The sequence below is a fragment of the Streptomyces sp. NPDC001315 genome (genome assembly GCF_042896175.1).
GTDB lineage: Bacteria > Actinomycetota > Actinomycetes > Streptomycetales > Streptomycetaceae > Streptomyces.
In genome coordinates this window covers 1,395,050-1,408,795 of the sequence record NZ_JBIAWZ010000001.1, presented here as the reverse complement: position 1 = coordinate 1,408,795, position 13,746 = coordinate 1,395,050, and the positions used below count along the sequence as shown (strand labels likewise).

General features: G+C 72.3%; 14 protein-coding genes. 6 read left to right on the top strand and 8 right to left on the bottom strand.

Annotation, left to right across the window (positions count from 1 at the left end):
• Nucleotides 1-160 precede the first annotated feature (160 nt).
• Nucleotides 161-817: a PhzF family phenazine biosynthesis protein gene (locus ACFY16_RS06240; RefSeq protein WP_390645886.1), complete on the top strand. Its 657-nt coding sequence runs from the start codon at nucleotides 161-163 to the stop codon at nucleotides 815-817.
• Nucleotides 818-958: 141 nt separating this feature from the next.
• Here ACFY16_RS06240 and ACFY16_RS06235 read toward each other — a convergent pair whose 3' ends face one another.
• Together ACFY16_RS06235 and map are read right to left on the bottom strand one after the other, a co-directional pair.
• Nucleotides 959-1,609, bottom strand: a complete 651-nt coding sequence (locus ACFY16_RS06235) for a heme oxygenase (biliverdin-producing) (protein ID WP_390645885.1) — start codon at nucleotides 1,607-1,609, stop codon at nucleotides 959-961.
• A gap of 146 nt (nucleotides 1,610-1,755) precedes the next feature.
• Complete coding sequence (gene map / locus ACFY16_RS06230) at nucleotides 1,756-2,613, bottom strand: type I methionyl aminopeptidase (RefSeq protein ID WP_390645884.1); 858 nt, start codon at nucleotides 2,611-2,613, stop codon at nucleotides 1,756-1,758.
• A gap of 58 nt (nucleotides 2,614-2,671) precedes the next feature.
• Here map and ACFY16_RS06225 point away from each other — a divergent pair, with 58 nt between their 5' ends.
• Complete coding sequence (locus ACFY16_RS06225) at nucleotides 2,672-2,905, top strand: hypothetical protein (protein WP_390645883.1); 234 nt, start codon at nucleotides 2,672-2,674, stop codon at nucleotides 2,903-2,905.
• Here the strand turns inward: ACFY16_RS06225 and ACFY16_RS06220 are convergent, their stop codons facing one another.
• Together ACFY16_RS06220 and ACFY16_RS06215 are read right to left on the bottom strand one after the other, a co-directional pair.
• The gene (locus ACFY16_RS06220) at nucleotides 2,906-4,255 is read right to left on the bottom strand and encodes an MFS transporter (RefSeq protein ID WP_390645882.1); all 1,350 of its coding nucleotides are present in this window, start codon (nucleotides 4,253-4,255) and stop codon (nucleotides 2,906-2,908) included.
• 74 nt (nucleotides 4,256-4,329) lie between these two features.
• Nucleotides 4,330-4,932, bottom strand: coding sequence for a hypothetical protein (locus ACFY16_RS06215; protein WP_390645881.1), 603 nt, complete (start codon nucleotides 4,930-4,932; stop codon nucleotides 4,330-4,332).
• Between the two features lie 231 nt (nucleotides 4,933-5,163).
• Between ACFY16_RS06215 and npdG the strand changes: the two genes are divergently transcribed.
• Nucleotides 5,164-5,868 (top strand): NADPH-dependent F420 reductase, encoded by a 705-nt coding sequence (npdG, locus tag ACFY16_RS06210; protein WP_390645880.1) that lies wholly within the window; start codon nucleotides 5,164-5,166, stop codon nucleotides 5,866-5,868.
• Nucleotides 5,869-5,943: 75 nt separating this feature from the next.
• Complete coding sequence (locus ACFY16_RS06205; protein ID WP_390645879.1) at nucleotides 5,944-6,132, top strand: hypothetical protein; 189 nt, start codon at nucleotides 5,944-5,946, stop codon at nucleotides 6,130-6,132.
• Here ACFY16_RS06205 and ACFY16_RS06200 read toward each other — a convergent pair.
• A complete protein-coding gene (locus ACFY16_RS06200) occupies nucleotides 6,122-6,922 on the bottom strand; it encodes a site-2 protease family protein (RefSeq protein ID WP_390645878.1) in 801 nt (266 codons plus the stop codon). The genes ACFY16_RS06205 and ACFY16_RS06200 overlap by 11 nt on opposite strands.
• Nucleotides 6,923-7,037: 115 nt before the next feature.
• Between ACFY16_RS06200 and ACFY16_RS06195 the strand changes: the two genes are divergently transcribed.
• Together ACFY16_RS06195 and ACFY16_RS06190 are read left to right on the top strand one after the other, a co-directional pair.
• Nucleotides 7,038-7,235, top strand: coding sequence for a DUF6578 domain-containing protein (locus tag ACFY16_RS06195; protein WP_390645877.1), 198 nt, complete (start codon nucleotides 7,038-7,040; stop codon nucleotides 7,233-7,235).
• A gap of 24 nt (nucleotides 7,236-7,259) precedes the next feature.
• Nucleotides 7,260-10,649, top strand: coding sequence for a BTAD domain-containing putative transcriptional regulator (locus ACFY16_RS06190; RefSeq protein ID WP_390645876.1), 3,390 nt, complete (start codon nucleotides 7,260-7,262; stop codon nucleotides 10,647-10,649).
• A gap of 140 nt (nucleotides 10,650-10,789) precedes the next feature.
• On the opposite strand, the gene ACFY16_RS06185 is transcribed toward ACFY16_RS06190, so the two are convergent.
• The 3 genes from ACFY16_RS06185 to panB form a co-directional block, all read right to left on the bottom strand.
• On the bottom strand, nucleotides 10,790-11,614 hold the full coding sequence (locus ACFY16_RS06185) for an ABC transporter permease (protein ID WP_390645875.1): 825 nt from the start codon (nucleotides 11,612-11,614) through the stop codon (nucleotides 10,790-10,792).
• Nucleotides 11,611-12,636 (bottom strand): ATP-binding cassette domain-containing protein, encoded by a 1,026-nt coding sequence (locus ACFY16_RS06180; RefSeq protein WP_390645874.1) that lies wholly within the window; start codon nucleotides 12,634-12,636, stop codon nucleotides 11,611-11,613. The genes ACFY16_RS06185 and ACFY16_RS06180 overlap by 4 nt, the downstream gene beginning before the upstream one ends.
• A gap of 154 nt (nucleotides 12,637-12,790) precedes the next feature.
• On the bottom strand, nucleotides 12,791-13,657 hold the full coding sequence (panB, locus tag ACFY16_RS06175; RefSeq protein ID WP_390645873.1) for a 3-methyl-2-oxobutanoate hydroxymethyltransferase: 867 nt from the start codon (nucleotides 13,655-13,657) through the stop codon (nucleotides 12,791-12,793).
• Nucleotides 13,658-13,746 lie beyond the last annotated feature (89 nt).

Sequence of the window (13,746 nt, the reverse complement as noted above, 5' to 3'; positions counted from 1 at the left end):
GCACAGGAGCGCGACCCGGTGCGCGTATGTCGAACCGGCCCCAGGTCGTGCACCGCCACGGCCACCATGTCACCGGCGCGCGCCGTCACGCGCGGACCACTCGGCCGGCGGGCGAGACGCCTGGACGACCTCGCGGGCCGGGCGATGTTTCAATTTCCGAGTGACTGATTACGACGTGCTGCGTGTGTTCTGCGCGGCGAACGGCGGGTACGGGAACGAGCTGGGCGTCGTCCGCGAGGGCTCCGTACTGCCGGGCCGTGACGACCGGCAGGCCCTGGCGGGGAAGCTCGGCTTCAGCGAGACGGTGTTCGTGGACGACCCCGAGCGCGGCGTCATCGACATCTACACGCCCACCCTGCGGCTGCCCTTCGCCGGGCACCCCTGTGTCGGCACGGCATGGCTCCTGGACGTCCCCGAACTGGTCACCCCGGCCGGAGTGGTCGGGGCGCGGCAGGACGGCGAGTTCAGCTGGATCGAGGCGCGGGCCGAGTGGGCTCCGCCGCGCACGCTCCGCCAGTACGCCACGGCCGCCGAGGTCGACCACCTCCCCGTCCCCCCGCCCGGCGAGTGGATCTACGCCTGGGCCTGGGAGGACGAGCCCGCCGGCCGCGTCCGCGCCCGCGCCTTCCCGGGCCGCGACGACGGCATCGAGGAGGACGAGGCGACAGGCGCGGCGGCACTGCTCCTCACCGAACGGCTGGGCCGGGCCCTCAACATCACCCAGGGCGCCGGCTCGCAGATCCTGACGGCACCGCAGCCGCACGGGTGGGTGGAGATCGGGGGGCGGGTGTTCCTGGAACGCCAGCCGGAGCGGTAGGCGGATTCGGGGAACTCACGTGCGGGAACGCGCCCTGAAGGGGTGCGGGTCGTATCGATGTACGACTCCGCCGCGTGGGCGCGACCGGCCATGGACGGCCGGCAGTCGAACGACCGCACGTCCCGCGGAGCGCGCAGGCGCTCAGGCGCTCAGCGGGAACTCCTCACCCAGTGCCCGGAAGACCGCCGTGTTCAACGTGAACGCCCGCCTGCACTCCGTCACGATCCGTTGCTTCTCCAGGTCGTCGGCCCGGACCGCGTCCAGCAGCTCGCGGTAACCCCGCTTGAACGCGGCCGGGTTGGCGATCCCCTCGAAGACGTAGAAGCGCACCCCGTCGCCCTTGCGTTCGAAGCCCCACGTCCGCTCCGCCCTGTCGCGGATGACCCGGCCGCCGGAGAGGTCGCCGAGGTAGCGGGTGTAGTGGTGGGCGATGTATCCGGCGGGCCACTGCTCGGCGCACTCCCGCACCCGGTCGGCGTATGCGCGGGTCGCGGGGAGCGAGGTCAGGCCCGCCCGCCAGTCGGCACCCCGCAGATGCGCCAGGTCCCGCTCCAGTGCGGCCAGCCGGAACAGCTCCGGCTGGACGAAGGGCCCGGCCACCGGGTCCGCGGCCAGCCGCTCGGCCCCGGACTCCAGCGCCTCGTACACGAACCACAGTTGCTCGGTGTACCGCGCGTACGCGTCCACCCCGAGCCGTCCGCCGAGCAGGTCGCTCATGAACGTCGAGGTCTCCGCCTGCACGTGCTGCTCGTGTGACGCGGTGCGGATCACTGTCGAGAAGGAGGAGCCCATGGTTCGCATCATCAAGCCTTACTCGAGCAAACAGCTTTGCCGACGTCCTGTCGGTAAAAGCGGTACCCCGGATCCCGATCAAGGACACGCAACCCACTCGAAAGGCCCGCCCTCCGAAGAGAACGGGCCCGCGGAAACGTGCGGAGCTACGGCAGCGTCAGGATGTCCGCACCCGTCTCCGTCACCACCAGCGTGTGCTCGAACTGCGCTGTCCGCCTGCGGTCCTTCGTGACGACCGTCCAGCCGTCGTCCCACATGTCGTACTCGTGCGTCCCGAGCGTCAGCATCGGCTCGATCGTGAAGGTCATCCCCGGCTGGATCACCGTCGTCGCGTGCGGGCTGTCGTAGTGCGGGATGATCAGCCCGGAGTGGAACGAGGAGTTGATCCCGTGGCCCGTGAAGTCCCGGACCACCCCGTACCCGAACCGCTTGGCGTACGACTCGATGACCCGGCCGATGATGTTGATCTGCCGGCCCGGCTTGACCGCCTTGATCGCGCGGTTGAGGGACTCCCGGGTCCGTTCCACCAGCAGCCGCGACTCCTCGTCGACGTCACCGACCAGGTACGTGGCGTTGTTGTCGCCGTGCACTCCGCCGATGTACGCCGTCACGTCCAGGTTGACGATGTCGCCGTCGCGCAGCACCGTCGAGTCGGGGATGCCGTGGCAGATGACCTCGTTGACGCTCGTGCACAGGGACTTGGGGAAGCCGCGGTAGCCGAGGGTGGACGGGTAGGCGCCGTGGTCGCACATGTAGTCGTGCGCCACCTTGTCGAGCTCGTCCGTCGTCACGCCCGGCGCGATGATCTTCGCCGCCTCGGCCATCGCCTGTGCGGCGATCCGGCCCGCCCGGCGCATCGCCTCGATCGTCTCGGGCGTCTGCACCTCCGGTCCGGTGTACGGCGTCGGCCCGGGCTTGCCGACATACTCGGGGCGGCGGATGTTTCCGGGTACGGAACGGGCGGGAGAGAGCTCCCCTGGTACGAGCAGCGACTGGCCAGACATGCCAGCGAGTCTAACCAGCGGGGATGGGGGAACATGTCGGTGGCGAGAGGAGCTGTTCATGGCCCTGTTCAAGAAGCGCACCGTCGGCAAGCCGGGTGAGTGGTACTACTGCCTGGAGCACAAGAAGGTCGAGGAGGGGCCGGACTGCCCCGGCAAGGACCGCTTCGGTCCGTACGCCACCCGTGAGGAGGCCCAGCACGCGATGGACATCGCCCGCGAACGCAACCTCGAATGGGAGACCGACCCCCGGTGGCACGACGCCCCGGCGCCCGGTGCCGGGGACGACGACTGATCACGCCTCTGCCGGATCCGGGGCGGGATCGGGGGCGGGACTCGGAGCGGCGGCCGCGCGCTGGTCACGCAGCCGCAGCGCGTGCTCGTTCGTCCGTACGTCGTACGTCATCAGCTTCGGCAGGCACAGGGCGAGCAGCCCCACCGCTCCCGCGCACATGAGCCCGCCGGACCACACCGACGTCCGCACGCCCAGCCAGGCGGCGACCCCGCCCGTGCGGACCTGCCCCAGCGTCGGCCCCACCGAGTACGACAGCAGCTCGATCCCGGCGAGCCGGCCACGCAGCCCGTCCGGGATCGTCTGGTTCCACATGGCCCCGCGGAAGATGCCGCTCACCATGTCGCAGCCGCCGGCGACGGTGAGGAACAGCAGCACCAGCCATACGTTGCCGACGACACCGGCGGCGGCGATCGCCAGCCCCCACAGCGCGGCCGACAGCACCACCATCCGCCCGTGCCGGTGGATCCGTGAGGTCCAGCCGCTGGTCAGGCTCACCAGCAGGGACCCGGCCGGGATGGTGGCGTACATCAGGCCCAGTGACCACTCCGCGTCCAGTTCGTCGGCGAGGAACGGCAGTACGGCGAGCGGCATCGCGAGGAACATCGCCGCGAGGTCGACGGCGTAGGTGCCCAGCAGTTCCTTGCGGCTCCAGGCGTAGCGGGCGCCCTCGACGATCGACTTCAGGGACGGCCCGGCGGCCTCGTGCGAGGCGGGGGAGGGGGCGATCCGGACGACGAGGAGCACGGAGACGACGAAGGTGACGAGATCGGCCGCGTACGCCGAGCCGAGCCCCGCGTACGCCACGACCACGCCCGCGAGTGCCGGACCCGCCACGCCGCCGACCGTCCATCGGAACGAGTTGAGGGAGGCCGCCGCCGGGAGGTCGTCATGGGCGACGATCCGCGGCCAGAGCGAGTCGAGCGCGGGCCGCTGCACCGAGACGAGCGCGGAGGACAGCGCGGCGACGAGGTACAGCGGCCAGACGGCGGGCTCCGGCAGCAGGGCGTTGAGCAGCAGCGCGGCGGAGAGGAGTCCCTGGCCGGCCTCCGTCCAGACGATCAGCTTCCGCTTGTCCAGGGCGTCGGCGAGCGCACCGCCGTACAGCCCGAACACGATCAGCGGCACCAGCTCCACCGCGCCGATCGCGCCCACGGCGGCCGCCGACCCGGTGAGGTCCTTCAGCTGCACAGGCAGCGCGACGAAGGTCAGAAAGCTCCCGAAGTTGGAGATCAGGCCCGACAACCACAGCCGCCGGAAGTCGACGGAGGCCCGCCAAGGGGCGAGATCGGGCAGCAGGCCACGCAGGCCGGAGGGAGATCCGGAGGGGGAGGTGGGGGCGTCGGCGGTCACGACCGGTCATCGTCCGCCCCCTCACCACGGGCGGCAACCGTTTTTCACCGCGGCCGCCTTCACCGCGGCCGCCTTCACCACGACGGCGGCGGCGGCGCCGTCAGCTGGTCCGCCAGCCGTGACAGCCGGTCCCGCAGCCGTCGGCGGCCCCGGGGCGCCGGCAGCGCGTTCTCCCCGGCCCCGGCACTGACCAGGTGCTGCACGGTGTCCAGGTCCAGGTCGGTGCCCTCCGGTACCGCGAGCGACTCGTGGGCCAGGGAAACCAGGTCACGGTCCCCGGAACCCAGGGAGAGGACCGTCGCCCCGGCCCGGCGGGCGTCGTGCACCCGCTCCAGGAGCGGGTCGCCGGGGCCCTCGGGCGCCACCACCAGCAGGGTCTCGCCACGCCGTGCCGCCTCGATCCGTCCGAGGCCGACCGCCAGGTGCGCCGGATCCGAGGCGCGCGCGTCATGCCGTACGAGCGTGGGGGCCAGCTCGGGCGTCCCCGACCACGCGGCCTCGTCCGCCAGGTGGGCGGCCAGATGCCAGGGCTCGTACGCAGGCGTCCCCACGAGCAGCAGCCCGCCCCCGTGCGACACCACGGACCCGCGCAGCACCCCCGCGAACCGCCGGGTGGCCCCCAGCCACTCGGTCCCGGCGAGCACTTCGCGCAGCAGCGCGACCCGTACGGCGTCCATGGGGCCGCATACTGCCGCAACCGGCCACTCATGACCCGGAGTTCACCCTGAATTCGCCCGACCTGGGGAAGGAGCTCCCACGACGGATATCGCGGGCCCCGTCCGCGCCGGCCGCGAGGGCTACGCGAGCCACCGGGATTCATTCGCGGTGCACCGGTCGTGTTCGGCGGAGTGCCCGTGACGGACCTCACCTGACCTGTGGGCGGGCCGGTGCGCACGTAAAGTCGGCGCATGACCTCTACCGACAGTGCACAGAAGGCCCCCGCCAAGGACCCCTGGGACCTGCCCGACGTCTCCGGACTCGTCGTCGGCGTGCTCGGCGGGACCGGGCCGCAGGGCAAGGGCCTCGCCTACCGGCTCGCCAGGGCCGGCCAGAAGGTGATCATCGGCTCGCGGGCCGCCGAACGCGCCCAGGCCGCCGCCGACGAGCTCGGACACGGCATCGAGGGCTTCGACAACGCCGAGACCTCGCGCCGCAGCGACATCGTGATCGTCGCCGTGCCCTGGGAGGGCCACGGCAAGACGTTGGAGTCGCTGCGCGAGGAGCTGGCCGGCAAGCTCGTCGTCGACTGCGTCAACCCGCTCGGCTTCGACAAGCAGGGCGCCTACGCCCTGAAGCCCGAGGAGGGCAGCGCCGCCGAGCAGGCCGCCGCCCTGCTGCCGGACTCGCGGGTGGCGGCCGCCTTCCACCACCTTTCCGCGGTGCTGTTGCAGGACCCCGAGATCGACGAGATCGACACGGATGTCATGGTCCTCGGCGAGGAGCGCGCCGACGTGGAGACGGTCCAGGCGCTGGCCGGGCGCATCCCCGGCATGCGCGGCGTCTTCGCGGGCCGGCTGCGCAACGCCCACCAGGTGGAGTCGCTGGTCGCCAACCTGATCTCCGTCAACCGGCGCTACAAGGCGCACGCGGGGCTCCGCGTCACCGACGTGTGAGTCCGTTCCCGGGCCGACGGCTCCATGGGGGACACTGGACGGCGCAAGCAGTGTCCCCCGACAGGAGCCGACCCCATGCCCCGCCTCGCCCTCTACGCCCTCGTCGTCTGTGTGCTCGCGGTGGCCGCAGCCGTCGTCTCGTTCGTCCAGGGCAGCTGGCTCGGTGTCGTCTGGGTGCTGCTGGCGGGCCTGTCGTCCAACATGTGCTGGTACTACCTGAAGCGCGGCAAGGCCGCCGCTCCGGGCAAGTCCGTCACGGGCTGACCGAGCAGTACTCGTTCGTGCCCTGCCAGAAGCGGTAGAACTCCTGGCCGCAGTACGTGTCGAAGTCGCTGATCCCCAGGCCGCGCAGGATCGAGTCGATCACGTCGAAGAAGACGCTGTTGATCGACGGGACCCACAGCAGCGCGAACACGAACAGCAGCCCGAACGGCGCGAACGGCTCCACCTGGCGCTTCACGTTGTACGACAGCCAGGGCTCGATGACGCCGTAGCCGTCCAGGCCGGGCACCGGCAGGAAGTTCAGCAGCGCGGCCGTGACCTGGAGCAGGGCGAGGAAGGCGAGCGCGTACCGGAAGTCGCGCGGGACGCCGTCCAGCGCGTCCAGCCAGAACGGGGCGGTGCACACGGCCGCGAACAGCACGTTCGTCAGCGGTCCCGCCGCGGAGATGAGACTGTGCCGCCAGCGTCCCCGGATGCGCCCGCGCTCGATGAACACGGCACCGCCGGGGAGCCCGATCCCGCCCATGATCACGAACAGCACGGGCAGTACGATGCTGAGCAGGGCGTGGGTGTATTTGAGTGGATTGAGGGTCAGGTACCCTTTCGCGCCCACCGAGATGTCGCCGCTGTGCAGGGCGGTGCGCGCGTGCGCGTACTCGTGCAGACAGAGCGAGACGATCCACGCCGCCGTCACGAACAGGAACACGGCCACACCCGGCTGTTCGGCGAAGCCGGTCCAGGTCGCCCAGCCCGTGACCGCGGTGACGGCCAGGATCCCGACGAAGACGGGACTGATCCGCCGGTCGCTGTGGCGGGTGGTGGCGGTGGTCATGAGACGGGCTCCTGTCACTGCGTCGGGGTAGGGCGCGGGCGGTTGGAAAGCCCGACCGTACCGCGTACGGGAAAACGTCTCGCGCTCGGTCGCCGGTTCCCAAGAAGGTGGGGGCATGGGAGTTTGGCAGGTGTTCTACGCGGACCGGCGGACGGAGTGCTGCGGCACTCCCTTCGCGGTGGGCGAGGAGGTGAGCCTGCCGCTGCTGCTGACGGACGCGGACGACCTTCTCGGCGGAGGGGTGTCTTCCCCGGCGCCGGCCCCTCCACAGCTGCGCCCCCGCACGGCACGCCCAGCCGACCGAACCCCGTGACCGGCCCCGACGCCACCGGAGACAATGAACCCCGTGCGCTATCGCATCCTCGGCACCACCCAGGCACTCCGCCCCGACGGCACACCCGTCGCCGTCGGCGGGGCGCGGCTGCGCGCCCTGCTGACCGTGCTGGCCCTGCGGCCCGGACGTACCGCGACCACGAGCCTGCTGGTCGACGAGGTGTGGGAGGGCGACCCGCCCGCCGACGCGCCGGGCGCGCTCCAGGCGCTGGTCGGCCGGCTGCGCCGGGCGCTCGGCGCGGACGCCGTGGCCTCCGTCGAAGGCGGCTACCGGCTCACCGCCGCACCCGACGACATCGACCTGCACCGCTTCGAGCGGCTGGCCGCCGACGGCCTGCGCGCCCTGGCCGACGGGGACCCCGCGAAGGCCGTCGTCGTCCTCGACGACGCCCTCGCCCTGTGGCGCGGCCCCGTCCTCGCCGACCTCCCCGACCGCACCGCCCAGGCCGCCCGCTGGGAGACCCGGCGCCTCGACGTGCTGCGCGCCCGCCACACCGCCGCGCTCGCCCTCGGCCAGGGCGAGCAGTCCCTGCCCGAACTGACCGCCCTGTGCGACAACCACCCCTTGGACGAGCCCCTCCAGACGCTGCGCCTGCGCGCCCTGCGCGACGCCGGCCGCACCGCCGAGGCGCTGGCCGCCTACGAGGGCGTACGACGGCTGCTCGCGGCCCGCCTCGGGTCCGATCCGGGACCGGAACTGCGGGCGCTGCACGCCGAGTTGCTGAACCCGCGGGCGGCCTCCCGGCCCGCGCCGGAGGTTCCCGGCGCGAGCCCGGCTGCCGGGACCGACGGCTCCCGCGGCCCGCGGCTCGGCAACCTCCGCGCCCGTCTCACCTCCTTCGTCGGCCGGGAGGCCGACATCGAGACCATTCGGGGCGACCTCGCGAGCGCCCGGCTCGTGACGCTGCTCGGGCCGGGCGGGGCCGGGAAGACGCGGCTGTCGCAGGAGGCCGCCGAGGGTGTGCGGTGCGCGGCACGGGACGGGGTGTGGCTGGCCGAACTCGCGCCCGTCGACGACCCCGCCGCCGTACCGGAGGCCGTGCTCACCGCCATCGGCGCCCGCGAGACCGTGCTGCACGGCGCCGGCGCCGAGGGCATACGGGCGGCCGTCGCCGACCGGTACGACGACCCCGTGGAGCGGCTCGTCGAGCACTGCGGCAGGCGCCGCATGCTGATCGTCCTCGACAACTGCGAGCACGTCGTCGAAGGGGCCGCCCGGCTCGTCGAGGAACTGCTGGAACGCTGCCCGGAGCTGACGGTGCTCGCCACCAGTCGCGAACCCCTCGGCGTACCGGGGGAGTTGCTGCGGCCGGTGGAGCCGCTGCCCGAGCCGGTCGCGCTGCGGCTGCTGGCCGAGCGGGGCGCGGCCGCCCGGCCCGGCTTCCGGATCGGGGACGACCCCGACGCCTGCGCCGAGATCTGCCGGCGGCTCGACGGACTGCCACTCGCCATCGAGCTCGCGGCCGCCCGGCTGCGGATGCTGACGCCACGCCAGATCGCCGACCGGCTCGACGACCGGTTCCGGCTGCTCACCTCCGGCAGTCGCACCGTCCTGCCCCGCCAGCAGACCCTGCGCGCGGTCGTCGACTGGTCCTGGGACCTGCTCGACGAGGACGAACGGGACGTCCTGCGGCGCCTGTCGGTCTTCGCGGGCGGCTGCGACCTCGCCGCCGCCGAGGCCGTGTGCGGCCCGGCCGCGCTGGAGGCGCTGGGCTCGCTCGTCGACAAGTCCCTTGTGGTGGCCGCGCCTTCGTCCCCCACGTCGGAGCAGAGCCCGGAGCAGAGCTCGCAGCGGAGCCACGGGCAGAGCACCGAGCAGGGCACCGAGCACAGCTCGGACGGCGAGATGCGCTACCGCCTCCTGGAGACCGTCGCCGAGTACGCGGGCGAGCGGCTCGACGAGGCCGGGCAGCGCACCGAGGCGGAGCGCGCGCATCTGACGTACTACCGCGAACTCGCCCGCACCACCGACCCGTTGCTGCGCGGCCCCGGCCAGCGCGCCGCCATCGAACGGTTCCAGACGGAGTACGAGAACCTGCGCACCGCCCTGCGCCACGCCGTCGCCGCCCGCGACGAACAGGAGGCCCTGTGCCTCATCCTGTCGCTCGTCTGGTACTGGCAGATGCGCGACCTGCGCATCGAGGCCCGCAGCTGGTGCGCCGAGGCCATGACCCTCGGCCCCGACCCGTTCACCGAACCCGCCAGGCCGGCCCCCCCGGTGTGGCAGCGGTGCACGGACGCCCCGCCGCCCATGACCGGCGAGGTCCTCGCTGAGGCCCGGCGCGGCCTCCATCTCGCCCATCTCGCCTGCATGGACACCGAGCTGGACTCCTGGCAGACCCCGCAGGCCCAGGCCAAACTGCGCGTGATCGCCGCGACGTACGAGCCCGGGATGCCGCAGATCTGTCGCGCCCCGGGCATGCTCTGGTTCTTCGCCGTGGTGATCACCGGCGACATGGACCGCATCGACGTCATCGCCGACGCCGCCGTGCGCACCTGCCGCGACACACCGGGCTTCGAGTGGGAGCTCGCGAGCAACCTGCAGTTGCGCGCCAACCTGCGGGCCAACCGCGCCGAGTGGGCGGCCGACGCGGCCCGCGACGCCGACGAGTCGCTGGAGATCTTCCAGCGCCTCGGGGACGCCTGGGGCACCGCAGAGGCTCTCTCCGCCCGCGGCGAGGCCCATGAGCGCACAGGCGCCTACCTGCCGGCCGCCGCCGACTACGAGGCCGCCATCGAACACGCCGAGCGGCTCGGCGCCCGCGCCCAGGCGGCCATCCTCACCGCCCGGCTCGGCAGCGCTCTGCTGGAGGCGGGGCAGCACGAGCACGGCGAGCGCCTGCTGCGCGAGGTGGTCGGCCGGCAGGACGGCCCGGCCCACGAGTCGAGCGCCTTTGCCCGGCTCTTCCTGGCCGGCTGGCTCGGCATGACCGGCCGCACGGCGGAGGCACGGGAACAACTCCGGCGGCTGCGGGAGGAGTTCGGGCTGTCCCACTTCTTCGTCTTCGACGCCTTCCTCCTGGGCTCGGAGGCCTGGCTGGACGCGGTCGACGGCCACTACGAGGAGTCCCTCGCCGCCATTCGACGGGCACTGGAACATGCCTCCGACCGCCTCTCGCAGACCATCGCCCCCCATATGCGCTCCGCCTACCTGACCATCGCCGCGGTCTCCCTCACGGGGGTCGACGACGGCAGCCGCGCCCACGACGCGGCCCGCTGTCTGGGCGCCGCCGCCGCACTCCAGCCGCCGGGCCATGTCGCGAGCGCCCTGGAGCGCGCGGTGCGGACCCTGGCGGTGGACCGGACCCGGGCCGCGCTGGGCGAGGCCGCGTACGAGGCGGCGTACGCGGTGGGTGGTGGGCTCTCCTTCGAGGAGGCCGTGGCACTGGTGTGAGGGGTGTCCGCGGGGTGGCGGGCCTGCTTCGAGGAAGCCGCGGCCCTGACGTGACGCGTACCGACGGCGCCTACGCGCAGGGCGGCGGCCTCTCCCCCGGGGAGGCCGCCGCCCTGCGCGTGACGTGTACCGATGTGGCGTCAGCTCTTCGTGCGGAACTTGTGGATCGCGACCGGCGCCATCACCGCCGTGATGGCCACCGACCAGCCCAGCGTCACCCACAGGTCGTGCGCGACGGGCCCGCCCACCATCAGTCCGCGCGCCGCGTCCGCGAGCGTGGACAGCGGGTTGTAGTCGGTGAAGGCCTGCAGCCAGCCCGGCATCGAGTTCGTCGGCGCGAAGATCGACGAGCCGAACTGCAGCGGGAACAGCACCAGGAAGCCCATCGCCTGCACGGACTGCGCGTTCTTCAGGATCACGCCCAGGGTGAGGAACACCCACATGATCGACGAGGCGAACGCCGCGGACAGGCCGACGGCCGCGAACAGACCGCCCCAGTGGTTGATGTCGAACCCGACCAGCACGGCCACGATCATCAGCACGGTGGTCGCGAACAGCATCCGCACCAGTTCCACCGAGATCTTCGCGAACAGCACCGAGCCGCGCCCGATCGGCAGGGACCGGAAGCGGTCCATCACACCGGAGTTGAAGTCCTGGCTGAACCCGGTGCCGACGCCCTGCGAGAGCGTCATGCTCATCATCGCGATCATGCCCGGGATGACGTACTGGACGTACCCGTCCTGCCCGCCGCCCAGGGCCTGCCCGATCGAGCCGCCGAAGACGTACACGAACAGCAGGGTGAAGACGACCGGCATCAGCAGGGCGTCGAACATCGACTCGGGGTCCTGGCGGATCCAGAGCAGGTTGCGGCGGATCAGGGCGCCGGTGTGGCGCAGATGGCCGCGCAGCGGGATGCGCGCGTCGGCGGTGGCGACGGTAGCGGCGGTGGCGGTTGCGGCGCTCATACGGCGACCTCCTCGCGGGTGTCGGCGGGCACGGCGTCCTGCGGGGCACTGGCACGGTGGCCGGTGAGGGACAGGAACACCTCGTCCAGGCTGGGCAGTTCGGTGCTGATGGAGCTGATCGTGATGCCGCGCGCGGTGACCGCGCCGACCACGGCGGTCAGCTGCTCGTCGCTCAGGATGGGCACGAGCAGATCGCCGCTGTCCGTGTCCGCGCTGGTCGTGGCGAGCCCGGTGATGCCCAGCTCGTCGAGCATCCGGGCGAGCGGACGCAGCTCCAGCGGATCGAGCGGCCGGACGCGGAGCGTACGCCCCCCGACCCGGGCCTTCAGCTCGTCGATGGCGCCGTTCGCGATGACCTTGCCCCGGTCGACGACGGTCAGCTCGGAGGCGAGCTGCTCGGCCTCCTCCATGTACTGGGTGGTGAGCAGGACGGTCACCCCTTCCCCGACCATCGCCTTGACCTCGTCCCACACCTCGTTGCGGGTGCGCGGGTCGAGACCGGTGGTGGGCTCGTCGAGGAACAGCACCTCCGGGCGCCCGATCATCGAGGCGGCGAGGTCGAGCCGGCGCCGCATACCGCCGGAGTACGTGCTCGCCGGCCGCTTGGCGGCGTCCGTGAGCGAGAACCGCTCCAGCAGCTCGTCGGCACGGGCCCGGGCGTCCTTGCGAGGCAGGTCGAGCAGCCGGCCGATCATGTAGAGGTTCTCCCAGCCGGGGAGCTTCTCGTCCACGGAGGCGTACTGCCCGGTCAGTCCGATCACCCGGCGCAGCTGCCGGGGCTGCCGCGCGACGTCGTATCCGGCGACGGTGGCCTGCCCCGCGTCGGGGGCGAGCAGGGTGGACAGGATGCGGACGAGGGTGGTCTTCCCGGCGCCGTTCGGCCCGAGCACCCCCATCACGGTGCCCTCCCGCACGTCCAGGTCGACGCCGTCCAGCGCCTTCGTCTCGCCGTAGTGCTTCACCAGCCCCCGCACGGTGACGGCGGCGCCTCCGCCGTCGGGGTTCTTGTCGATTCGCGTCATGCCGATGACAGTGCCAGCCCCCACCGACAAACCACCGACATGGCGCCGACAGGGGCGCTGTCGGTGCCTACGGCTCACCGACAGTCCTGCCCACGGCACACCACAGCCCCGCCGACGGGGGAAGATCGGCGGGGCTGTGTGGTGCGGCAATGGCTCAGTGGACGGAGTGCTCCTCCAGCGGGAACGTTCCGCCGACGACGTCCTCGGCGAACGCCTTCGCCGCGCTGCCCATGACCTCACGCAGGTCGGCGTACTTCTTGACGAACTTCGGCACCCGGCCGCCGGTCAGCCCCATCATGTCGGTCCACACGAGCACCTGCGCGTCAGTCTCCGCGCCCGCGCCGATGCCGACCGTCGGGATGTGCAGGACCCGGGTCACCTCCGCCGCGAGCTCCGCCGGGACCAGCTCCAGGACGACCGCGAACGCGCCCGCGTCCTGTACGGCCTTGGCGTCGCGCAGCAGCTGCTGGGCGGCCTCCTCGCCACGCCCCTGGACGCGGTAGCCCATGGCGTTGACGGACTGCGGGGTGAGGCCGATGTGGGCCATCACCGGGATGCCGGACTCCACCAGCAGCCGGATCTGCTCGTGCGAGCGCTCGCCGCCCTCCAGCTTGACGGCGCCGACCCCCGCCTCCTTCACCAGCCGGGTCGCCGAGCGCAGCGCCTGCACCGGACCCTCCTGGTAGGAGCCGAAGGGCAGGTCGGCGACGATCAGGGCGCGCTGGGTGCCGCGTACGACCGCGGCCGACAGCATGGTCATCTCGTCGAGGGTGACGGGCACGGTGGTCTCGTACCCGAGGTGGCAGTTGCCCGCGGAGTCACCGACGAGCATGACCGGGATCCCGGCCTCGTCGAAGACGGACGCCGTCATGGCGTCGTACGCGGTGAGCATGGGCCACTTCTCGCCGCGCTCCTTGGCGGTGGCGATGTCGCGAACGGTGATACGGCGCGTGCCCTTGCCCCCGTACAGCGCCTTGCCGCCGTCGGAGGGCTTCGTCTGGGCAGCCGAAAGCTGCGTCATTGCAACGGCTCCTTACGTCATCTCGAGGCGCCCTTACGGCGTCCCCGGACCGCATCCATGGTGGCACCTCGTGCCACGGAGGGCCAGGG

Excerpts from the sequence above, each read along its gene's own strand:
- ACFY16_RS06235 (WP_390645885.1), bottom strand. The coding sequence starts at position 1,609 with ATGGGCTCCTCCTTCTCGACAGTGATCCGCACCGCGTCACACGAGCAG.
- map (WP_390645884.1), bottom strand. The coding sequence starts at position 2,613 with ATGTCTGGCCAGTCGCTGCTCGTACCAGGGGAGCTCTCTCCCGCCCGT.
- ACFY16_RS06225 (WP_390645883.1), top strand. The coding sequence starts at position 2,672 with ATGGCCCTGTTCAAGAAGCGCACCGTCGGCAAGCCGGGTGAGTGGTAC.
- ACFY16_RS06215 (WP_390645881.1), bottom strand. The coding sequence starts at position 4,932 with ATGGACGCCGTACGGGTCGCGCTGCTGCGCGAAGTGCTCGCCGGGACC.
- npdG (WP_390645880.1), top strand. The coding sequence starts at position 5,164 with ATGACCTCTACCGACAGTGCACAGAAGGCCCCCGCCAAGGACCCCTGG.
- ACFY16_RS06205 (WP_390645879.1), top strand. The coding sequence starts at position 5,944 with ATGCCCCGCCTCGCCCTCTACGCCCTCGTCGTCTGTGTGCTCGCGGTG.
- ACFY16_RS06200 (WP_390645878.1), bottom strand. The coding sequence starts at position 6,922 with ATGACCACCGCCACCACCCGCCACAGCGACCGGCGGATCAGTCCCGTC.
- ACFY16_RS06195 (WP_390645877.1), top strand. The coding sequence starts at position 7,038 with ATGGGAGTTTGGCAGGTGTTCTACGCGGACCGGCGGACGGAGTGCTGC.
- ACFY16_RS06190 (WP_390645876.1), top strand. The coding sequence starts at position 7,260 with ATGAACCCCGTGCGCTATCGCATCCTCGGCACCACCCAGGCACTCCGC.
- ACFY16_RS06185 (WP_390645875.1), bottom strand. The coding sequence starts at position 11,614 with ATGAGCGCCGCAACCGCCACCGCCGCTACCGTCGCCACCGCCGACGCG.
- ACFY16_RS06180 (WP_390645874.1), bottom strand. The coding sequence starts at position 12,636 with ATGACGCGAATCGACAAGAACCCCGACGGCGGAGGCGCCGCCGTCACC.
- panB (WP_390645873.1), bottom strand. The coding sequence starts at position 13,657 with ATGACGCAGCTTTCGGCTGCCCAGACGAAGCCCTCCGACGGCGGCAAG.